Origin of the sequence: Natronosalvus halobius (assembly GCF_024138145.1) — an archaeon.
GTDB classification, from domain to species: domain Archaea; phylum Halobacteriota; class Halobacteria; order Halobacteriales; family Natrialbaceae; genus Natronosalvus; species Natronosalvus halobius.
Map to the genome: position 1 here is coordinate 2831690 of NZ_CP099997.1, position 19241 is coordinate 2850930.

Sequence of the window (19241 nt, forward strand, 5' to 3'; positions counted from 1 at the left end):
GTTCCTCGAGTCGTTCGGTCGCGTCGACTGGCTCCGATCGAGCTATTTCGAGTGCGTCCGAACACGCACGACGGTTACTGGTCGAGCAGACCGGCCGCCAGTAATGCCACATAGTCGTCGCGTTCATCTCGCTGAGGGTCGAAACCTTCGACCGAGGATCGCAAACCTCGAGCTGTGGTCACATACCTCGACCGAGGATCACAAATAGACGCTCGCGCGGCGAGCGAGGTTGCGCTCTCGGCCAGAGCGATACTGAAACGTGGCGAGAAACGGGGCGGCGACCGACGGCCAGGAAGTCGGTGTCGATTCTAGGTGGGCGTCCCGAGCGCGGCGATGTCGTACGCCGCGATGTCAGCCGGCGACTCGAGGACGTACACGGTAAACGCCCACGTGTCGCCGGCATCGAGGTCGCTCGTGTGCTTGAAGTAGACGCCGAGCAGGTTGTCGGCATCGTCGTAGACCCGGATGCGGATCTCGACGAGGGCTAGCCGATCGTTGCCCGCGTTCTCGAGCGTTCCCTGGACGGTCGAGCCCTGGTAATCGTCTTCCAGGACGAACTCGTGATCGATGAGGGCGATCGCGTCGAGCGGCGAGACGCCGCTGGCTGGACCGTCGTCGGCAAGTGCCGCGGCGGCGGTCATCTCTTCGGCCGTTCGCCCCTCGCCGTCGACGTCGACGGGGACACGCTCCGTCTCCGCTCCCTGCTCGTCGTCCGTCCCGCCGTAGGACGGGGACGTCCCCGTTCCGAGACAACCGGCGATCGCCAGTCCGGCGACAGATCCGACGGCAGCGAGGGCTTCCCGCCGAGACGTCGAGGATTCGGGCCGCTCGCTTCCTCCTGCCGGCGGGCCCCGCCAATCCGGGTGCTGGCGGTGCGATCGCTCGTCGTCTGTGCTGTACGTGCTAGACGTGCTCCTCGCCGATCGCGAGTTCGTTCGCGCTCCGTCCTGGTCACTGGTCGCCATCGCACTTTTCACGTCGACGCCAACGGGGTTTAGTCTGTGGCATGCACCTGAACGGGTGTGGCCAGGAAGTGGCGCCACCGTTGATCGTCTCGGAGCGGGTCCTGGATGGATGGGTGGCGCCAGTCTCTGAGACCGCGTTTACGGGCGTCGATCGATCACGACATCCGTTTGCAACGACGACGTTTTTGCTCGTGGCCGGTGAACGCCGACTATGGTCGGTGACGAGACGAGCACAGCCGACGAGGCATCGGCCTCGAGACGACGACCGAACGTTTTCGCCCGATTCCAGCGGTGGGTACTCGTGGACGGCAATCGGCTGTTCATCGCCGCGTGTATTTCGGTCGGCACGTTCGTGTTCTTCCTGGGACTGGACTGGCTCGGCGTCATCTCGTTCGCCAATGCCAACTCGATCACCCGGTTGGCCAGCGGAATGGTCGCCGGGACGTTCTCGCTGGTCACGCTCGTCGTCTCGATCAACCAGCTCATCCTCTCACAGGAGTTCACGTCCGCCGGAGCGGCGAAGGATAGACTCGAGGGCGTCGAATCCTTCAGATCCGAGGTCGCAGAGACGATCGGTGATCCGGTTGCCCCGGCGTCGCCGGCTCGCATTCTCGAGGAGCTGTTCGTGTCCATCCACGAGGGAGCAACTACCCTCGAGGATGAGGCGGACACCCTCGAGGGCGACGCCCGGGGGGACGTTCGGCGGTACGTCCGCACCGTCGAATCGAGGACGGATCGCGCCCAGACGATCCTCTCGGAATCGAGTACCGAAACGTTCGATGCGGTGTCGGTCGCCGTAAAGTACGACGTTTCGAGGCACCTCTACACCGCCAAGCGACTCGGACAATATCACGAGGGAGCCCTCTCGCGACCGGCCCGGGAGGCTCTCGACCGGATCGTCGCGGATCTCGAGTTGTTCACGGTCGCCCGCGAACACATCAAAACAACGTACCTCCAGCGGGAGCTGACTCGCTTCTCCCAGCTCACGATCCTGACGGGGGTTCCGGCGATCACGTCGGCGTTGCTGATCGGGTTTCTGTACGCCGGGCGGACGGGGGCGGTCATCGCGTTGCCGGCGCTTCCGTGGGTGGTGAGTGCCCTACTCGCCGTGGTCTTTGTCCCGCTCGCGCTGCTCACGGCGTACATTCTACGGACGGCGACGATCACGCGGCGGACGGTCTCTATCGGACCGCTGGTTCTCGAGTCCGAGTCGGGATCGATGTCGGATCGGCGTGCATCCGACCCGGACTCCAGGTGAGGGCGTTATCGGTCGACTGGAGCGTGTTCGTATTCGAGTCGGTCACCGTCCCCGTCCTCGCCCCCGTCCCCGACGAGCTGCTCTGGGAAGGTGGGAGCAGCCGTCTCGATCGCTTCGATTACGGCCGCGAGTTCGTCGAAGTTGTTGCCGCGGCTCGCACAGAACGGCTCGCGACTCCAGTCGACGTAGTTCCCGTCGGCGAGTAACGGCAGGTCCCGGTGGTGAAGCCGGATCGTGACGGCGCGCTGGTCGTCTACATCCCCGTGACACTGGGCGGCCTCCGGAAGGGCCACGGATTCGGTCGGTCCGGCCTCGAGGAGCGACGCAACGAGTCGACGCCTCGACTCCGCCGAAAGTACCTCGAATACCCGATTCCACCGCTCGATGACCCGTGGTTCGGTGCGAGGCCGCTCGAATGCCATGGTCTCGTTGTTTCTACCTGCTGGCATAAATAGTTTGTGGATTGTTGACACACAACGTGATTATCGGTTTGCCTCGAGCGCGTTCGAGAATGTCGCCGGTAGCGGACTCCGGGAACGGACGATACTCGTACCGGATCTCAGGAACGGACGACCCGGAACCGGATTTCAGGGCCGAGCGACGCCGATACCAGACCGCTCGACCCCCTCGAGGTCGATGCGACCGCCCGGCATCGACACGCCATCGTAAGGGTCGTCCGCGAGCAACAGCGACCCGTCCAGGTCGGCGTAGTCGAGCAGCGGCGCGAGGTGACAGGCCGCGGCGATCGAGGCGTTGGATTCGGTCATGCAGCCACACATCACCTGGAGGCCGTGTGCCCGAGCGGCGTGCACGATCCGGCGCGCCTCACGAAGGCTCCCGCACTTCATCAGTTTCAGGTTGGCCACGTCACACCGCTCGGCGACCTGCGGCACGTCGGCCGCGGTGAGACAGGACTCGTCGGCGGCGATCGGCAGCGCCGCTCGCTCGTAGACGTACCGAAGCCCCTCTGGGTTCGTCGCCGAGACGGGCTGTTCGACGAACTCGAGGTCGTAATCCGCCAGCGCTTCGATCCGCGAGACCGCCTCGCGGGGCGTCCAGGCTTCGTTCGCGTCGACGTAGAGGCGCACGTCGGGAGCGACGTCGCGAATCGTCTCGACGATCTCGAGGTCGCGGTCGGTGCCGAGTTTGACCTTCAGCGTCCCGAAGCCGCGCTCGAGGGCGGTCTCAGTCTTCTCGCGCATCCGTTCGGTGTCGTCGATGCCGATGGTGTAGGAACTTTCGACCGTCTCGGCCGGATCGAGCCCCCAGTAGCGATAGAGCGGGACGTCGAGGCGCTTCGTCACGAGGTCGTGGAGGGCGATGCTGACGGCACACCGGGCGGCGGGATTGCGTTCGATCGTCTGGCGCATCCGGCGTTCGATTCGCTCGAGTTGGTGGGGATCGCCGACGTCCTCGACGACCGCCAGCAGGTCGGGCAGGACCGCCTTGACCGTCGCCGCTGTCTCGCCGTAGTGTGACGAGGGCGCCGCCCCACCGACGCCCACGGTTCCGTCCTCGTCCTCGATCCGGACGATCACGTTCTCGGCGGTGGTCTGCGTCCCGCGGGCGATCGTGAACGGGAACTCGAGCGGCATCGTCACCCGCTCGAACCCGGTCTCGAGGCTCACAGCAACACCTCCAGGAGGTCGTCGGTTCCGTACCGGATGACGTCCGTGGCGGGTTTGCCGAGCTCGGCCTCGAAGGCGTCGACGGCCTCGCGAGCGACGTCATCCTCGAGCCCGTAGGTGTTGAGCGCGCCGGCGACGACCGAGGTCGGATAAACTGGCTCGGCGAGATTCTCGTAGAGATCGACGTAGGTTTGCATGGACGGGACCGTCACGCCGTAGTCGTACGCGAGCATTTCCCGTTCGGCTGCGTGACAGAGGATCAGTTTGTCGGCCATCGCGCCGTGGAGGATGCCACAGGTCACGGCGGAGTAGGCGGGGTGGATGATGCTCCCCTGTCCCTCGACGAACAGGTAGTCGTGGTCGTCGCCCTTCTCGAGGATCATCTCTTCGACCGATCCGGCCGTGAAGTCGCTGACGACCCGGTCGACGGGGTTGCCCCACCCCTCGATCATGATCCCGGTCTGGCCCGTGGGAATGACGGCGGCGTCGTGGCCCGCCTCGCGGGCGTCGCGGGCGAGTTCCATCGTCGCCGTCATCTTGCCGACCGAGCAGTCGGTGCCGACGGTCAAGATTACCTCCGCGTCGACCTCGTGGGCGACGCCTTCGGCGACCGTTAGCTCGTCGTGAGGTTTCCTGACGTCCCAGACGTCGGCGTCGTACTCGTGGGCGAGCGTGGCGAACTCCTCGTCGTCTTCGAGGAAGTAGTGCAGCCCCGAAATGAGGTCGCAGCCGTACTCGAGGGCCGTCCGCACGTCCTCGCGCCAGCTGGGGTCGAACCCGCCGCCGACCGGCGCGATGCCAATGAGCAAGGCGTCGACGCTTTCGGCCTCGAGGTCTGCCATGCTCGAGACGATGGGGGCGTCCTGGACGTCCGGGACGAAGTCGGCGACGCGGTCGCCGGCCGTCTCGCGGTCGAGGACGCCGACGACGTCGTAGTCCGCGTAGCGGAGCACGCCGAGGGCGGTCTTGGCGTGGTCGGGAAACTTTTCGTGAGCGAGGATAGCGACGCGCATGCGAGGATAGACGGGGAGGGGGAACCTTATTCTGTCGTCACCGGCGACCCGGCTAGCGTCGGTATGCGAGTGCTCGATGCGGTTTGGACGGCGCCCGCTCGATGCGGTTTGGACGGCGCCCGCTCGCGGCGACCTGGACGCGCGCCTGCTCGGTTCGGGTCCAGCCGCAACCTCGAGCAGGCTGACGGTTTCGCGTTACGAAACCGTCCTACCCGACCAGTAATTTCATTTATCGCTCGACCATCACTATACTTACTATAGTTATAAGGCACGTACTATCGCTACAAGACGACCAGTTCCGTCGTGAAGAACGACCGAAATGCGTCCTCGAGCGCCGCCTTCGGCTTCCCCGTCGCGTCGACGGTGGCCGTTGCCGTCGGATCGAGGCCGTGTTCGACCAGGCGCGAGAGAACCTCGTCCTGACCGACGAGGTACAGCGGGCCGTCCCGTCGGTCGGCGATCGCCTCCCGACAGCGCTCGAGGTGGTCGGCGATCTGGCCGTCGCGGATGCGCTCGAAGCGTCCCTGCGAGAAGCCGCCCTTCGAGTGGCTTCCTTTGACGTCGCTCTCGAACCCGCGATAGTCGAGGCGGTCGTCGCCGTCGTAGACGCCGAGGGCGAACAGATCCGCGCGGACGAGTGCGAGCGTGAACCGTCCGTGCGGGAGAAACCACGAGCGTTCGAACCGGAACCGGTCGTCCCACTCGAAGTGCGGGCCAGCGGCGGCATCGTTCGAGCGTCTCGCGTCGAGCTCGGCGGTTCGGGGATCGAGGGGCGGCGAGAGGGCGATCGCGACCAGTTCGGCGTCGTCGACGCACACGACGGCGGGGTCGAGCGTTTCGAGCAGCGCGACCCGGTCGTCGAGTAACTCCGTCAGGGCATCGGGAACGGAATCGAGTCCGTCGCTCGTCGGCACCACTGCCGTCAGCGCCCCCTCCGGTTGCGTTCGAAACGACTCGAGGCGCTCGAGGGTCGACGACAGTTCCGCGCCGCGGATGCGGTCGCGTCGTCGTGGGTCGATTCCGTCGCCGCCGTCCGCGTTCGCCTGGTCAGCCCGAAGCCGCTCGAGTTCGCCCTCGAGTTGGGCGATCCGATCCTCGAGCTGATTTTGCTCGCGTTCGGCCGTCTGCCGTGCCGTGACGGCCTCCGACCGGCGATCGGACTCGGCCTCGTACCGACGACGCAGTCGCTCGTTCTCCTCCTCGAGGTCGGCGATGCGGTCCTTGAGCGTCGCCCGCCCGAGCAACTCGTCGATCATCGACCGGATAGGCGAACGGGGGTTACTTTTAGGTCCCGGTTCCTGGTCCTGGCCCCGATCCTGGACTAGGTCCCGACTCTGATCCAGACCCCGGCCCCGACCCTCGTTCAGTCCCGGGTCCGTCGTCGACGTCCTCGCTCACCAGGGCGTAGTCGCTCTGGTAGCCGCCCAGGCCGAGTCCGAGCAACTGTTCGGCCCGGTCGCGTCGCGCCAGGAACACCTCCCGGAGGCTCGGCGGGTTTCGAATCTGCGTCCCCTCGAGCATTGACTCGGGAACAGCGAGGGTGTTCGCCGGGACCGAGTCGTCACCGTGGACGGCGAAGTGGCCCGACTCGAGTTTCATCACGAGCGGAGCGTCGAGCCGTTCGACTCCCTCGCCCGTCGTGTAGACAGCCTCGTTGATTCGTTCGTGTTGCGTTCGTTCCATGATGGCGTGGTCGCCGCTCGCGGGCGTCACGTAGAGTCGACCGAGGTAGTAGCTTCGCGAGAAGATTTCGAACATGCTATCTGGTACCATGCCACGGTGTCGTATAACTATTCTGCGAATACCTTATCAGTGAGCGCTTTCAGCGTCCTTTCGAATGGGCCTGACGCCGTTCGAGTGCAATGAACGGTAGGCGACTGGTCTGGTAGCGGTGTCCGAATTACCAGTCGACGGACGACGGCGCCCACGGGCGGTTTGAACGCTCGAAACGGTTCGAACGATCCTGGTGAACGCAAAAACGATCCGAACGAAACTCCGTCTTTTTAGTCGTGTTCGGGATAGCCTCGAGTGATGACTGCGACCCGTACCGTGGTGTGTCTCGTCGCTGTGGCCGTCGTCGGCCTCCTCGTCGCCCCAGCCGTGACCGCCGCCGGGGGGCTCGGTTCGCTCGCCAGTGAGAGCGAGTCGGCCACAGCCGAGAATAGTTCGACGATGGGGGAGGAGATGTCGACGTTCATGCAAGCCAGCTCGGTGAGCACCACCCACGCTGTCGACGATGGCATGTTCGAGGCAGCCTTCCAGAACGCCAGCGAGGAGCGACGAGCTGCACTGATCGCCGAACGAACCGACAAGCACAACTCGACAATCGCCGACCTGAAGGAGGAGTACCGCACCCTCCAGGAGCAGAAAGACGAACTCCACCCGGGTGAGTACAACGTCCGGATGGCGCGTCTGACCGTCGAACTCGCGAGTGTCGACGACTCGATCAACCGCACCGAGCGGCGAGCAGCGGACGCCGGCGTCAATACGACGGCCATTCAGACGTTACGGGCGAACGCGTCTGAACTGGCCGGCCCCGAAGTCGCCGAACGAGCGAAGCAGATTGCCGGTATCGACCCGCCGCGAGGACCGCCCGACCACGCTGGGGGACAGAACGGTTCGCCGGGAAACGGTCAGGAGAAGGCGAGTGATGCCGGTCAGGGCGCTGGGCCAGGTGAGGACGCGGACGAACGTAACGGCGAAGAGAAGGGCCAGGATAACGGCGCTCCAGACGACCCCGGGGCCGGTTCCGGTGACGAGTCGCCGCCCGATACGCCCGACAAACGCGCCGACGAGGAATCGGTGCCTGATGAGGGCGTGACGACCGACGAATCGACGACCGACGAATCGACGACCGACGACTCCGGCGAGAGCCAGGACACCAACGAAACCGACGACTGATCCGACCGGCTCGCCGTAGACTCCCGGTTACACACCACTCACCGTCTCGAATTTCCGCCCTTCGAGCGGAGACGCTTTCGGGCCTCGCTTCGGACCGTTCCAAAACGAGAGACACGCTTTTCAGTACCCATCGCCAACACCGGATAGATGGACTCTGCTGCGTTGCTGGATCTGCTCGGGAACGAGAACCGGCGACGGATTCTGCGACTCCTCTCGCGAAAACCCTGCTACGTGACCGAGATTTCTGAGTATCTCAGCGTCAGTCCGAAGGCCGTCATCGACCACCTCAGAAAACTCGAGGAGGCCGGCCTCGTCGAGAGCCGCGTCGACGACCAGCGACGAAAGTACTTCCACATCGCCCGCAACGTCCGCCTCGAGGTGAACGTCTCGCCGTACGGCTTCGCCAGCAAGAGCGCCTACCCCGAGAACAACACCTTCGACATCACGACCTGCCGGCACCTCTCTCTCGACGTCTCCGGGACGTCGTCGGACGGACTCGACGACCTCCTCTCGACGCTCGAGGACCTCGAGGTCCTGGAGAACGAACTCTCGCTCGCCCAGCGATGGGTACAGGGCCGACTCAGCGAGACGCTCGACCGCCTCTCGGAGGAGGTAGGCGTCGGCCAGGACAGTCGCATCCACGCCGACGTGCTCTCGAGCGTTCGCCAGGAGCCCAAAGGGATCGACGAACTCGGCCACGAGGTCGGCGCGCCACGGGAGGTTATCGCCGAGTTACTCGAGCAGTTGGCCGACGAGGGCGTCGTCCAGCGAACCGAACGTGGATGGGAGCTCAAGACGGAGCCGTGAGCGGGTACGGAGGCGGGGACGGGGGCGGGACCTGGATTGGGGCCAGGAGTGAGAACCGAAACCGCGATTGGGACCGCGGTCGAACCCCAATCACTTTCACTCGCCGTCGACCCGAGTACTAACTCCACATCTATCCGTAAACTGGACAGTGATCCATCTCCGTGGCGTTTTAATCGTGGTAATCCACTTTTACTTTCACCGCGGGGCCAAGGCAACGATACTTTTCACGTCGTCCGGTAGGTGTGAACGCGTCCGTTCGGCGAGCACCGGCGGACGCTCCACCCTATGACTCGAGACTGTCCATCCCCCCGTTTTCAGCGGTATCGCTTCTACCAGTACCTGCTGGTGGTCGAACTGGTGTTAACGATCGTCGTCCTCGCGTTGTCGATCGCTGGCGCGGTCGGACTCCTCTGAGGCCCGTCCGCGAGGTCGAGCGCTAGGTCGACGCCGCATCGGTCCGTGCCCCACGCCGCCCCACCAGGGCGAGATAGACCCCCGACAAGACGAGCAAAATCAGACCGATGCCGACCTCCGCGGCGCTCGAGCCGAGCAAGACGGCTCCCCAGCCGAAGGCACCACCGGCGTGACCCAGCGCGAAGCCGTACTGGCCGATCCAGGCGTGAACGATCGAACTGACCGCGAACGTTCCAGCCAGGACCCACATCGCGGCCGTCGTCGCGTCGACGCCGAGCACCGTTTCGGAGACGACCGCACCGTAACCGAGTACGAGCACCGCCAGGAGAAGTCCGAGCCCGATGATCGTCCGCTGGCCCTCGAGCGTCTCACTCATAGCGATCGATATCGCCCGCGGCTCTCGCTGACCTCGCCGGCCCGAACGAGTTTCTCGAGAGCCTTTCGAACGTACCCCGAATCGACCCCTCGGTCACCCGCGTAGGCGATCACCTCGTCTTCGGTCGGCTCCTCGAGGCTCGCCAGCGCTTGCTCGACGACTTCCTTCTTGCTCCCGCTCCTGGACGGCTGTCGTGGGTCGCGTTCGCCCGCGGCGGCGACCTCCTCGGCATCGAGGCCCGACTCCTCGAGGTAGTCTTCGTCGCTGACGACGCCGTCTGCGACCTGGTTCTCGAGGTCGGCGAAGGAGTCGACGCGAGCGAAGGCCTCGCCCTGGCCCTGCCGGTTGGCGAGCATCGAGGCGCGCACCTCGCGAGCGTGGTCGGGGTCGTCGGTTTCGACGAACTTCTTCCGGCGCTCGTAGGGCTTGCGAGAGCCACAGCGGGGACACTGTGTGGTCTCGGATCGCCCCTCGAGCAACCAGAGGTGGGAACACTCGCTGCACCCGACGACAGCGTACATGCGCTCTCGTCCGGGGCGAGTCCAGTTGAACGTTCGGAAACCGCGGCGAAAGTGAACGCGCCTGCCGCGGCACAAATCGTTACGGTGGTGGCCGTCCATTCGGATGCATGGATCACGTATCGCTGTCCGACATCGAGACGACGGAAGCCGCCGATGGCGTCCGCCTCGCGATCATGGCCGGTACCGACTCGATGAACGTCCAGCACTTCGAAATCGAGCCTGGCGCGGCCGTCGAGGAGCACAGCCACCCTCACGAGCAGACGGGGTTCATCTACGAGGGCGAATTGACGTTCCTGACCGACGGCGAGGAGGTCGTCTGCGCGCCGGGCGACGCCTACGGCATCCCCGGAGACCAGGCCCACGCCGCCGAGAACCGCGGCGAAGAGACGGTTCGCGGCGTAGACATCTTCGACCCGCCGCGAGAGAACCCGTCCTGGCAGGAGTAGTGGGCCCAGCTGTCGCTCGAGTCGTGATTGAGCCGCTCTCGTTCCGCCATGCGGACGTCGCCTCCCTACCGGTGGAGAGCCCATCGCCGTCGCGAGCGTCGACGATCGTCACTCGAGACTCGACAGCGACCCGGTCGCTTCCCGAGCGATGACGTTTCCGACGAACTCCTTCGTCCGGAAGACGAGTTCGTCTACGTCCTGGTAGTCGTAGACCGTCGCGTCCCAGCGACGGGTGACCCCGCCGAGCATGGCGCTCCGGACGTCCGCCTCGTGAACAACCAGCGTTCGCTCCGCTCGTTCCGGGTCGTCCGACTGGTAGACGTCCTCGAGCACCGACCCAACCTCGATGCCGACTCCGAGATTCTCCCCGGAGAACGGGAGGACGAAGACGACGGCGTTGCTCGCCCGGGCGAACGCGATGCTCTGGGTCGCCGCGTCGACCTCCTCGAGCGGGATTTCCGGGTCGACAGCCAGAAACGCGTTCACGCCGGACTCGGTCCGGAGCCGATCGCGAAGCGTGACGAGCAGGTCGAAGAGTTCGTCGTCGCCGTCACCGTCGCCGTCGGCTTCGGAACCGGAATCGATCGACTTGTACGGTCCCATTAGATAGACGAGAAAGCGTTCGCGGGGAACCGGATCGAGAGCGTCGCGGAGGCGATCGCGCATCGAACCGACCGACGAACGGACACTATTTAAATATGCGCGTTATCAGCATCTCTTGACTCGAGAACTGTTAAGACGGTGGCGAGACTACGTTCCGGTAATGGCAGGCGCACCCCGCGGCGACGTCGGACATTCGGACGACGAGGGGCTCCTTCCCGAACACAGCGTCCTCCCGCTCGAGGCGTACCTCGACATGCAGCGAGCGATCGGGAACGAGCACCGATTTCGCATCCTCAACACCCTCGTCGAGGACGGTGCCATGAGCGCGACCGAGCTCCGGGAGGCCCTCGACCTTCGCGGGAACACCTTGCACTACCACCTCGACGAGCTGGTCGACGTGGGGCTGGTCGAGAACCGGAAGCGGAAGACGCCCGACAGCCGTGGCCTCCACTCCTATTACCGAGCGAGCGGGATGGGCGAGGCGATTCTCGAACACGGCATCCGCGAACTGCTTCGCCTGGAGTGGGAATCGCTCGAGACCTACGGCACCGCCGATTCCTGAGCGCCGCACTCGAGACGTAGCAGCAATTCGCGTCGGTGAGAACGAGGAGTTTCGCTACGGGGACTCGCTGGGCCGTATCGAGAGCGAGTGGCTGTTCGAGCGATAGTCGCCGAGATTCTAACGTGATACTCGAGCCCGGTGAACGAAAAGTCGATAGATCGGAACGAGTCTCGCGTTCGAGAGGGTGTCTACGACAGTTTTCGATGTTCTGTCGGCTCTGCCGCCAGCGCTCGAGAACCGAGCTTGCGCGAGTTTCTCGATATCGTCAGATTCCGAAGGAATCTGACTGCTCGAAAAGCTCTCTACGAGAGCTTTTCGATGTTCTCGACGACGGCGTCGGCGAACTCGCTCGTGGCGACCTTCTCGCCGCCGTCGATCTGGCGGTGGAGGTCGTAGGTCACCGTTCCGGAGGAGATGGTCTCCTCGACGGCGTCACGCACGAGGTCGGCGGCGTCTTTCCAGCCGAGGTAGTCGAGCATCTCCCGTCCCGAGAGGATCATCGCGGTCGGGTTGACCTTGTCCTCGCCGGCGTACTTCGGCGCGGAGCCGTGGACGGGTTCGGCGAGACAGCGACCGTGGCCGAAGTTGGCGCCGGGGGCGATGCCGAGGCCGCCGATCTGGGCGCCCGCGGCGTCGGACATGTAGTCACCGTTGAGGTTCATCGTGGCGATGACCGAGTAGTCGTCCGTTCGGGTCAGCAGTTGCTGGAGCATATTGTCGGCGATGCGGTCCTTGACGACTACGGTGCCCTCGGGCTGTTCGCCGTCGTGCTCGTCCCAGAGTTCGTCCTCGGTGATGACGTCGTCGCCGTACTCCTCCTCGACGAGTTCGTAGCCCCAGTCGCGGAAGGCGCCCTCGGTGAACTTCATGATGTTGCCCTTGTGGACCAGGGTGACCGAGTCGCGCCCGTTGGCGATGGCGTAGTCGATGGCCTCGCGAATCAGGCGTTTGGAGCCGAACTCCGAGATGGGTTTGACGCCGATGCCGACCGGGCCGTCGTGAATGACGTCCGCGATCTCCATGTCCTCCTCGAGGAACGTGCGGACCTGCTCGACTTCGTCGGTGCCGGCTTCCCACTCGACGCCGGCGTAGACGTCCTCGGTGTTCTCCCGGAAGGTGATCATATCCATCTTCTCGGGTTCCTTGACCGGCGAGGGGACGCCGTCGATGTGGTAGGTCGGGCGGACGTTCGCGTACATGTCGAGCGTCTGGCGCAGGGCGACGTTGAGCGAGCGGAAACCGGCCCCGACGGGCGTCGTCAGCGGTCCTTTGATCGCGACGCGGTGTTCGCGGATCGCGCTGACGGTGTCGTCGGGAAGGTTCTCGTCGTAGCGCTCGCGGGCGCTCTCGCCGGCGTAGACGCGCATCCAGGAGATCGATCGACCGGTCGCTTCCGCGGCGGCGTCGAGTACCTTCTGGGCGGCGGGGCCAACGTCGGTGCCGATGCCGTCGCCGTGAATAATCGGGATAATCGGGTTTTCCGGTACGTCGAGTTCGCCGGTTTCCTCGTCGGCGAGCGTAATTTTCTCCCCGTCTTCGGGGACCTCGACTTGCTCGTAGCTCATGATCGTTCGTAGGTGGTTTGCTCGGGGGTAAAAGACCTCCCATTTGGGCTGGCTGGCCCCTCACTTCTCGAGCGCGTTCGCGTCCTGCGGGTCGTCCGCGTTCGAATCGCCGGCCAGCACGACCAGCCCAAGGACGACGGTGACCGCCCCGAGGAGGGCAAGCGCGAGCGAGAGCCACAACGAGGAGAGCCACCCCTCCTGGAGGCCGAACCAGCGGACGGCGAGGATCGTAAACCCGAGGACGATACCGGCCGTTCCCTCCGGTTCGCCGAGCTCGTCGCTGGCGGTCCAGTCGATGCGATTGACGGCGACCGCGGTCATCGTCGCACAGAAGAGGACCAGAAACGCGACCGGGCTCATCGCCGGTCCGTACAAGCGGTGCCCTCCTAAGTGTGTGGGATTCTCTCGGGGCGGGAGTTCGTTCCAGTGGACCGCCGGCGGGATGGCAAGAATCATTTGGGTTCCGAAACCGCCTCACAGTATGTCCTCTCAGCTGCAGGTCATCGTCCACGGCGGCGCCGGAACCGCTCCCGAAGAGTCCGAACCCAGGCAGACCGTCCTCGAGACGGCCGCGAACGCGGGCGCCGAGAGCGAGACGCCGGTCGACGCCGTCGAGCACGCGATTCACGTCCTGGAGTCCTCGCCCCGGTTCAACGCGGGCGTCGGCGGTGCCATCCAGAGCGACGGTGTCGTCCGAACCGACGCGGGGGTCATGACCGACGACCGACGCGTGGGCGCGGCCTGTTCGATGCCTGGCGTCGAGCACGCCGTTAGCGTCGCTCGGCTGGTCATGGACGAGACGCCTCACGGGTTCGTCTCGGGCGAGCACGCGGTCGCGCTCGCGGAGGCCTACGGGATCGAGACGGACGTGGACCTCCGCTCGGAACGCACTCGGGAGAAGTGGGCCGACCTCGAGGCGCCCGACGGCGGTCCGAAAGCTCAGCTCGAGTGGATTCGAGACCAGTACGGGCAATCAGACCCCGACGGCCGGGACGACCTCAAGGATCACGACACCGTCGGTGCGGTCGCCTTCGACGGCGAACACGTCGCGGCGGCCACCTCCACGGGTGGGCGCTGGCTCGCCCTCGCCGGCCGCGTCGGCGACGTCCCGCAGGTGGGTTCGGGCTTTTACGCCTGCCCCGCCGCCGGCGTGAGCGCAACGGGTGCCGGCGAGGACATCGCCCGGGTCACCCTCTCGCGGCGGGTCGCCCGGCACGTCGAACGCGGCCTCGACGCGCAGGCGGCCACGGACCTTGCCATCGAGGAGTTCGGCGAACTGACGGGCTCGAGCGCCGGCGTGATCGCCATCGACTCCCGCGGAGGGATCGGATCGGCGTACAACAGCGACGCGATGCAGACGGCTCACGCCTCGAGTCGCTCGCTCCAGGAGTAGGTTAGTCCAGCCGCGGCACGCCCGCTACCTCGAGCGCTGCCCGCCGCTCCGCAGTCGTCAATCGATACGGCTCGAGTTCGTCCTCGAGGTCGCCGAGGGCCGCCCGGCGGCGCTGGTGGTCGGCCAGGAACGCCGAAATTCGGTCGGCGGCGAGTTCCTTGAGTTCGCCGCTGAGGAGGCGCCCGTCGCGGTAGTCCGCCGCGACCGTCGTGAGGCGGTCGTCGTCCGGTTCGAACCCGTAGCGCAGGTACTGGAAGGCCACGTCGACCGTGGGATCGCCGCCGTGTTCGCGATGGGCCGCGAGACTCGATTGGCCGCCGCTGTAGGCGTGTTCGCGGATCGTCTCGGCGACGCTCTCTGGACTATCGGTCAGCTCGATCGACGGTGCCGCGTCCGAGGAACTCATCTTTCCGGGCCCCTCGAGACCGGGGAGGAATCGACCGAGCAGGGCGCCCGGTTTCTCGACCGGCAGCGCCTCTCTGGCGGCGACGTCCCGGCAGACGCGAACGTGGGGATCCTGGTCGACGGCGACGGGAACGAGCGTCGGTTGGCGGCCCGAGACGAGTTGCGGGAGCAGGAGGTGGGTCGCCTGGACGGCCGGGTAGAACTGCAGGCCAACGGAGTCTTGCTCGCCGTAGACGGCCTTGACGGTCGCCGGGGTGAGGTGCTTCGCCAGGTGGACGGCAACCGGGAAGATCACGTCGGCGTCGGCCGTGTCGATCACGATTCGAGTCCGCTCGGGGTCGAAGCCCACCGCCAGCAGGTCGCGCAGGTTCTCGCGCGTGGCCTCGCCGATGGACGCGAAGGACTGGTTCTTCGCGAGGAACTTCTCGTCGTCAGAGACCGGCAGGTACACCGTGGCGCCGGTCTCGCGCTGAATCGTCCGCGCGAGGTAAAAGGGGAGGACGTGACCCAGATGCATCGGACCGGACGGACCGCGACCGGTGACGATGGCGTGTGGCTCGCCCGCCTGGGCGGCCTCGAGGAAGGCGTCGACGTCGCGACCGGCGTAGAACGTCTCTCGCCGGATCGTCGGGTGATCGGGAAAGCGCTCCCGCTGCGCGTCGGTGAGGCGGTCGGCGCCGAATTGCTCGAGCAGGCGGTCGTAGTCGACCTCGCCGCGGACGGCGTAGGGGGTGACGATGGCGTCGTCGGCTCCGGATTCGCTTGTCGCATCGGTGTCGACGCGGTCGTCGTCGCGGTCGGTCGGCGTCTTATTGTCCGGTGTCTGATTGTCCGATGTCGATTCGTCGGTGGGTGTCGATGGTGTCGGTGTCATCTCGGTACTGAAACTGAATTGCAGTGCTATCGAAAACGAAACCACGGCGGCCGGAAGCCGCCAAAAGCGAGGAGCGAAGGGAGCGCCATCGACGGTCGTGCCCGGGGAGTCCGGGTCAATCGACGCGACTAACGACGACACTGTCCGCTCTCGAGAACCGCACGCGCCACCGCCACTCGAGAGCGAACGCCATACTCACTCTCCGGACGAACCGACAAAGAGCGTTTCGGTGGTCTGGTAGCCGGCGGTGAAATCTGAACGGGCCAACAGGGTTTTGACTGTCGCCGAGTGATGAACGTACAATCTAGTTATACCACGGGCGACAGACCAGTATGGAACGAACGCGATCCCACATCGACGTCACCCTCGTGAGTCCGAACGGCTCGCTCGAGGCGCTCGCGAAAACGCTGCGACGAGACTGTTCCACCATCGACGTGACCGTCGTCGACCGGCCCGAGGACCTCGCGGGCACGGACGTGGACCTGGATGCGGACACGAACACGAACGCGGACAGGGAGCCAGCCGACTGCATCGTCGTCTGTCACGCCAACGACGTCGACGGCGTCGCCCAACTCGAGGCGGTACTCGACTGCGTTGGTGGGTCAACCCCAGTTGTCGTCTACTCGCTCGTCCACGAACTCGAGCCCGTCACCGCGTCGATCACCGCCGGTGCCGCCGACGTCATCTGTCCCGGCGCCGATAGCCCATCCCTGCTCGAGCGACGACTTCGCGCTGCGGCAGGCGACGGACCGCCGCCGCAATCGCCCGCCCGCCGACTCGAGTCCTTGCTCGAGTACCTCCCCCACCAGGTCTTTCTCAAGGACGACCACCACCGAATCGTCGACGCGAGTCGCGTCGCTGCCGACGAGTACGGACTCACGCGCGAACAGATGATTGGTCTGACCGACTTCGAACTCCTCCAGCCCGAGGTTGCCGAGGAGCTCTTCGCCGAGGAGCGCCGGATCATGGAAACCGGCGAGCCGATCATCAACAAGATCGAACACTACGTCGATCGACAGGGGCGCGACCGCTGGGTGAGCACGAGCAAGGCCGCCAGGTACGACGGCGGCGTGGCCATCGGCGTCCTGGGGAGCACTCGGGACGTCACCGAACAACAGCGACAGGAACAGTTGCTCGACGTCCTTCACGAGGCGAGTCGCGACCTCGTCTCGGCCTCGAACCGCGCCGACGTCGCCCACGTCGCCGTCGCCATCGCCGAGGACATCCCCGATTTGCCGCGAATCTGTATCGCGCTCCTCGAGGACGGTCACCTCGAGCCGGCCTGTGACGACCGGGCGGTCTTCGACCGCTTCGGCGACGCGTTCGATCGATCCCTGCTCGAGGACAGGGCGCAGTACCTCGACGCCAGCGGGATCGAAACCACCCTCGCGGACGGCGCCGTCGTCGCGGTACTCCCGCTCGGTTCTCACGGCGTGCTGGCCTTCGAGACGACCAGCGGGACGCTCGAGCCGTTCAGCGTCGACCTCGCTCAGATTCTCGCAGCAAACGTCGAGGTCGCGCTCGATCGAGCCGAACGCGAGGCCCGACTGCAGTCCCAGAACGAACGACTCGAGCAGTTCGCCAGCATCGTCAGCCACGACCTCCGGAACCCGATGAGCACCGCGCGAGGCTACCTCGAGGCCTATCGCGACAGCGGCGACCCCGCTCACGCCGACGAGATCGAACACGCTCTCGACCGAATGGAACGGCTCACGGACGAGATGCTCGAACTCGCTCGTCACGGACGGATCGTCGCCTCGGTCGAACCGGTCGAACTCGCCGTCGTCGTGGATCGAGCCTGGCGAAACGTGCCGACCGAGGACGCCGTCCTCGAGCACGATCTCGAGGGCGTGACGTACGGTGATTCGGAGCGCGTCCAGGAAGCCCTCGAGAATCTGTTTCGAAATTCCGTGGAACACGGTCTCGAGCGAACGGCAGGAGGAGGTCGAATCAGGGTCGAGCGACTCCCCCGGGGCTTCGCCGTCGAGGACGACGGGCCAGGGATTCCCGACAGCCGAAAGGACGAGGCGTTCGACCTCGGATACACCGGATCGGTCGACGGCACCGGATACGGTCTCTACATCGTCGAACAGATCGTCACCGGCCACGACTGGTCGATCCGGGTTACCGACGGCGAGGACGGCGGCGCCCGGTTCGAAATCACGGGACTCGAGTTCGACTCGTAGCGGTGCCGGCCACTGTCGCTGCCTCTCGAACCTGTCGTTCTCACCCGAGCCTCGAGAGTACGCGTTCGAGTAGTGACTTCGTCTCCGTTACCGCCTTCGTCTCCGTTTCAGACTCCTGGACTGCTCGCTCGCTGCCCGCTTCCCGCTCCTCGAGTACCCGCTCGTAGTGGTCGATCACGACCTGGTTCCGCCGTCGTTCGGCGCGCACCAGGCGCTCGAGAACTGCGACCTGCTGTCGGAGGGTGCGCTCGTCGAGTTCCTCCCGGTCGGTGGCCTGATCGGCCGACGCGTCGCCGTCGATACACTGGCGCATGTACGCCGCGTCGATGTCGACGCTGACTTCGCTTTCAGTTTCAGTTTCAGTTCTAGTTCTGGTCTCGGTCCCTCTCGCCGGCTCCTCGTCACCTGCTTTCGACCCGTCCGCTTCGAGCTCACGGAACGTGACAGCCATTGGGTCTCCTGCTACCACACACCCCGCCAAAAAGGTCAGTCAGTCGCCCGTCAGACGCGTCCGACGAGTGGCGGTCGCTCGGCCTCCGGTAGCGCATCGACCCCGATCGATACGCGAGAGGAAACGGTCGGTGGGGATATCCGAGCCCGGACGAAATTCGTCCATTCACCCCCTCGAGGCCAGGAGCCGAATCACGAGCTGGAGCACGTGGACGAAGACCCCGGCCACGGCGATGTAGACGCCGATGGTCTGGAGGGCGACCGAGGCGTTGCGTTTGTCCCGAACCTGCCAGATCTCGTAGCCGAGACGGAGCAGGAAGCCGAGGAAGATCAGGACGAAGCCGGCCAGCAAGACGGGTTCGACGAACGTCCCGATCAGGATGGCCACCACGCCGCCGATGAAGGCGTACGTGGCGAAGCGACCCCAGGACTCGAACGTCTTCGAGCGGGCGTAGACGTAGGTGGCGATCACGGCGGTCACGACGGCGACGACGACTGCCGTGACGGCGAGGATCTGCGGTTGCTGGGCGCGCGGGACGAACCCGAGCACGCCAGCGCCGAAGACCCCGAAAGCGAACTGGAGGATCACCATACCGACGAAGGCGATGCCGAGGTTCCCTCCCGTGACGCCGCGCTCGGCAACGATCTCGCCGCCCGTGATCGCAGCCCCGTAGACGAGGACGCCGACGATGGGGAACTGGAAGAGGTACGCGTTGGCCTCCTGGAGCGGAGTGAGGACGACGGCGTACATCAGCGCGACGTTGATCGCCATCAGAATCGAGGCTCCACCGATGACCTGCAGTTCTCTGCTCGAGAAGCCGGTTCCGGTGTCGGTTTCGTACGACGAATCGACGCTCATGGATGCGCCTACGTC

At 65.4% G+C, this 19241-nt stretch carries 22 protein-coding genes; 8 read left to right on the forward strand and 14 right to left on the reverse strand.

From position 1 onward, the window contains the following. Nucleotides 1-308 precede the first annotated feature (308 nt). Nucleotides 309-965, reverse strand: coding sequence for an FxLYD domain-containing protein (locus tag NGM15_RS13820; protein ID WP_311136450.1), 657 nt, complete (start codon nt 963-965; stop codon nt 309-311). Between the two features lie 211 nt (nt 966-1176). Here NGM15_RS13820 and NGM15_RS13825 point away from each other — a divergent pair, with 211 nt between their 5' ends. Next, entirely contained in the window at nt 1177-2223 is a 1047-nt protein-coding gene (locus NGM15_RS13825; RefSeq protein ID WP_253432071.1) for a DUF7972 family membrane protein, read from the forward strand. 5 nt (nt 2224-2228) lie between these two features. Here NGM15_RS13825 and NGM15_RS13830 read toward each other — a convergent pair whose 3' ends face one another. The 5 genes from NGM15_RS13830 to NGM15_RS13850 all read right to left on the reverse strand — a co-directional run bounded on the left by NGM15_RS13830 (nt 2229) and on the right by NGM15_RS13850 (nt 6622). Next, a complete protein-coding gene (locus NGM15_RS13830; RefSeq protein ID WP_253432074.1) occupies nt 2229-2645 on the reverse strand; it encodes a hypothetical protein in 417 nt (138 codons plus the stop codon). A 165-nt stretch (nt 2646-2810) separates the two neighbouring features. Continuing rightward, on the reverse strand, nt 2811-3851 hold the full coding sequence (locus tag NGM15_RS13835) for a dipeptide epimerase (protein WP_253432076.1): 1041 nt from the start codon (nt 3849-3851) through the stop codon (nt 2811-2813). Then, nucleotides 3848-4864, reverse strand: a complete 1017-nt coding sequence (locus NGM15_RS13840; protein WP_253432079.1) for an N-acetyltransferase DgcN family protein — start codon at nt 4862-4864, stop codon at nt 3848-3850. The genes NGM15_RS13835 and NGM15_RS13840 overlap by 4 nt, the downstream gene beginning before the upstream one ends. Nucleotides 4865-5145: 281 nt before the next feature. Beyond that, nucleotides 5146-6120, reverse strand: a complete 975-nt coding sequence (locus NGM15_RS13845; RefSeq protein ID WP_253432082.1) for a Vms1/Ankzf1 family peptidyl-tRNA hydrolase — start codon at nt 6118-6120, stop codon at nt 5146-5148. A gap of 28 nt (nt 6121-6148) precedes the next feature. Continuing rightward, a complete protein-coding gene (locus NGM15_RS13850) occupies nt 6149-6622 on the reverse strand; it encodes a DUF5802 family protein (RefSeq protein WP_253438103.1) in 474 nt (157 codons plus the stop codon). Between the two features lie 273 nt (nt 6623-6895). On the opposite strand from NGM15_RS13850, the gene NGM15_RS13855 reads away from it, so the two are divergent. From NGM15_RS13855 to NGM15_RS18745, 3 genes are all read left to right on the forward strand, one after another. Then, nucleotides 6896-7765: a hypothetical protein gene (locus NGM15_RS13855; protein WP_253432085.1), complete on the forward strand. Its 870-nt coding sequence runs from the start codon at nt 6896-6898 to the stop codon at nt 7763-7765. A gap of 147 nt (nt 7766-7912) precedes the next feature. After that, nucleotides 7913-8572 carry an ArsR/SmtB family transcription factor gene (locus tag NGM15_RS13860; RefSeq protein WP_253432088.1) on the forward strand — a complete coding sequence of 220 codons (660 nt, stop codon included), beginning with the start codon at nt 7913-7915 and terminating at the stop codon, nt 8570-8572. A 285-nt stretch (nt 8573-8857) separates the two neighbouring features. After that, on the forward strand, nt 8858-8986 hold the full coding sequence (locus tag NGM15_RS18745) for a hypothetical protein (RefSeq protein WP_256498872.1): 129 nt from the start codon (nt 8858-8860) through the stop codon (nt 8984-8986). Nucleotides 8987-9008: 22 nt separating this feature from the next. On the opposite strand, the gene NGM15_RS13865 is transcribed toward NGM15_RS18745, so the two are convergent. Both NGM15_RS13865 and NGM15_RS13870 read right to left on the reverse strand, forming a co-directional pair. Next, a complete protein-coding gene (locus NGM15_RS13865; protein ID WP_253432091.1) occupies nt 9009-9362 on the reverse strand; it encodes a hypothetical protein in 354 nt (117 codons plus the stop codon). After that, the gene (locus tag NGM15_RS13870) at nt 9359-9883 is read right to left on the reverse strand and encodes a DUF5817 domain-containing protein (RefSeq protein WP_253432093.1); all 525 of its coding nucleotides are present in this window, start codon (nt 9881-9883) and stop codon (nt 9359-9361) included. Before NGM15_RS13870 ends, NGM15_RS13865 begins: the two co-directional genes overlap by 4 nt. A gap of 107 nt (nt 9884-9990) precedes the next feature. Between NGM15_RS13870 and NGM15_RS13875 the strand changes: the two genes are divergently transcribed. After that, nucleotides 9991-10329, forward strand: a complete 339-nt coding sequence (locus tag NGM15_RS13875; protein WP_253432095.1) for a cupin domain-containing protein — start codon at nt 9991-9993, stop codon at nt 10327-10329. Between the two features lie 108 nt (nt 10330-10437). Here NGM15_RS13875 and NGM15_RS13880 read toward each other — a convergent pair whose 3' ends face one another. Continuing rightward, nucleotides 10438-10995, reverse strand: a complete 558-nt coding sequence (locus NGM15_RS13880; RefSeq protein ID WP_253432098.1) for a DUF7509 family protein — start codon at nt 10993-10995, stop codon at nt 10438-10440. Between the two features lie 97 nt (nt 10996-11092). Between NGM15_RS13880 and NGM15_RS13885 the strand changes: the two genes are divergently transcribed. Continuing rightward, nucleotides 11093-11494: an ArsR/SmtB family transcription factor gene (locus NGM15_RS13885; RefSeq protein ID WP_253432100.1), complete on the forward strand. Its 402-nt coding sequence runs from the start codon at nt 11093-11095 to the stop codon at nt 11492-11494. Between the two features lie 302 nt (nt 11495-11796). On the opposite strand, the gene icd is transcribed toward NGM15_RS13885, so the two are convergent. Continuing rightward, entirely contained in the window at nt 11797-13059 is a 1263-nt protein-coding gene (icd, locus tag NGM15_RS13890) for an isocitrate dehydrogenase (NADP(+)) (protein ID WP_253432102.1), read from the reverse strand. 60 nt (nt 13060-13119) lie between these two features. Beyond that, entirely contained in the window at nt 13120-13419 is a 300-nt protein-coding gene (locus NGM15_RS13895; RefSeq protein WP_253432105.1) for a hypothetical protein, read from the reverse strand. 133 nt (nt 13420-13552) lie between these two features. On the opposite strand from NGM15_RS13895, the gene NGM15_RS13900 reads away from it, so the two are divergent. Next, the gene (locus tag NGM15_RS13900; RefSeq protein ID WP_253438104.1) at nt 13553-14452 is read left to right on the forward strand and encodes an isoaspartyl peptidase/L-asparaginase; all 900 of its coding nucleotides are present in this window, start codon (nt 13553-13555) and stop codon (nt 14450-14452) included. Between the two features lies 1 nt (nt 14453). On the opposite strand, the gene NGM15_RS13905 is transcribed toward NGM15_RS13900, so the two are convergent. After that, a complete protein-coding gene (locus NGM15_RS13905; protein WP_253432108.1) occupies nt 14454-15731 on the reverse strand; it encodes a tryptophan--tRNA ligase in 1278 nt (425 codons plus the stop codon). Between the two features lie 332 nt (nt 15732-16063). On the opposite strand from NGM15_RS13905, the gene NGM15_RS13910 reads away from it, so the two are divergent. Continuing rightward, nucleotides 16064-17917: a PAS domain-containing sensor histidine kinase gene (locus NGM15_RS13910; protein WP_253432110.1), complete on the forward strand. Its 1854-nt coding sequence runs from the start codon at nt 16064-16066 to the stop codon at nt 17915-17917. A 40-nt stretch (nt 17918-17957) separates the two neighbouring features. On the opposite strand, the gene NGM15_RS13915 is transcribed toward NGM15_RS13910, so the two are convergent. Together NGM15_RS13915 and NGM15_RS13920 are read right to left on the reverse strand one after the other, a co-directional pair. Continuing rightward, nucleotides 17958-18368, reverse strand: a complete 411-nt coding sequence (locus NGM15_RS13915; RefSeq protein ID WP_253432112.1) for a hypothetical protein — start codon at nt 18366-18368, stop codon at nt 17958-17960. Nucleotides 18369-18533: 165 nt separating this feature from the next. Continuing rightward, a complete protein-coding gene (locus NGM15_RS13920; protein ID WP_253432115.1) occupies nt 18534-19226 on the reverse strand; it encodes a hypothetical protein in 693 nt (230 codons plus the stop codon). Nucleotides 19227-19241: the final 15 nt, after the last annotated feature.

What these genes read in the sequence shown, in the direction of transcription:
- NGM15_RS13845 (WP_253432082.1), bottom strand. Translation starts at nt 6,120, where the DNA reads ATGATCGACGAGTTGCTCGGGCGGGCGACGCTCAAGGACCGCATCGCC.
- NGM15_RS13850 (WP_253438103.1), bottom strand. Translation starts at nt 6,622, where the DNA reads ATGTTCGAAATCTTCTCGCGAAGCTACTACCTCGGTCGACTCTACGTG.
- NGM15_RS13860 (WP_253432088.1), top strand. Translation starts at nt 7,913, where the DNA reads ATGGACTCTGCTGCGTTGCTGGATCTGCTCGGGAACGAGAACCGGCGA.
- NGM15_RS13825 (WP_253432071.1), top strand. Translation starts at nt 1,177, where the DNA reads ATGGTCGGTGACGAGACGAGCACAGCCGACGAGGCATCGGCCTCGAGA.
- NGM15_RS13920 (WP_253432115.1), bottom strand. Translation starts at nt 19,226, where the DNA reads ATGAGCGTCGATTCGTCGTACGAAACCGACACCGGAACCGGCTTCTCG.
- NGM15_RS13865 (WP_253432091.1), bottom strand. Translation starts at nt 9,362, where the DNA reads ATGAGTGAGACGCTCGAGGGCCAGCGGACGATCATCGGGCTCGGACTT.
- NGM15_RS13895 (WP_253432105.1), bottom strand. Translation starts at nt 13,419, where the DNA reads ATGAGCCCGGTCGCGTTTCTGGTCCTCTTCTGTGCGACGATGACCGCG.
- NGM15_RS13875 (WP_253432095.1), top strand. Translation starts at nt 9,991, where the DNA reads ATGGATCACGTATCGCTGTCCGACATCGAGACGACGGAAGCCGCCGAT.
- NGM15_RS13870 (WP_253432093.1), bottom strand. Translation starts at nt 9,883, where the DNA reads ATGTACGCTGTCGTCGGGTGCAGCGAGTGTTCCCACCTCTGGTTGCTC.
- NGM15_RS13915 (WP_253432112.1), bottom strand. Translation starts at nt 18,368, where the DNA reads ATGGCTGTCACGTTCCGTGAGCTCGAAGCGGACGGGTCGAAAGCAGGT.
- NGM15_RS13880 (WP_253432098.1), bottom strand. Translation starts at nt 10,995, where the DNA reads ATGCGCGATCGCCTCCGCGACGCTCTCGATCCGGTTCCCCGCGAACGC.
- NGM15_RS13820 (WP_311136450.1), bottom strand. Translation starts at nt 965, where the DNA reads ATGGCGACCAGTGACCAGGACGGAGCGCGAACGAACTCGCGATCGGCG.
- NGM15_RS13830 (WP_253432074.1), bottom strand. Translation starts at nt 2,645, where the DNA reads ATGGCATTCGAGCGGCCTCGCACCGAACCACGGGTCATCGAGCGGTGG.
- icd (WP_253432102.1), bottom strand. Translation starts at nt 13,059, where the DNA reads ATGAGCTACGAGCAAGTCGAGGTCCCCGAAGACGGGGAGAAAATTACG.
- NGM15_RS13855 (WP_253432085.1), top strand. Translation starts at nt 6,896, where the DNA reads ATGACTGCGACCCGTACCGTGGTGTGTCTCGTCGCTGTGGCCGTCGTC.
- NGM15_RS13840 (WP_253432079.1), bottom strand. Translation starts at nt 4,864, where the DNA reads ATGCGCGTCGCTATCCTCGCTCACGAAAAGTTTCCCGACCACGCCAAG.
- NGM15_RS13905 (WP_253432108.1), bottom strand. Translation starts at nt 15,731, where the DNA reads ATGACACCGACACCATCGACACCCACCGACGAATCGACATCGGACAAT.
- NGM15_RS18745 (WP_256498872.1), top strand. Translation starts at nt 8,858, where the DNA reads ATGACTCGAGACTGTCCATCCCCCCGTTTTCAGCGGTATCGCTTCTAC.
- NGM15_RS13885 (WP_253432100.1), top strand. Translation starts at nt 11,093, where the DNA reads ATGGCAGGCGCACCCCGCGGCGACGTCGGACATTCGGACGACGAGGGG.
- NGM15_RS13910 (WP_253432110.1), top strand. Translation starts at nt 16,064, where the DNA reads ATGGAACGAACGCGATCCCACATCGACGTCACCCTCGTGAGTCCGAAC.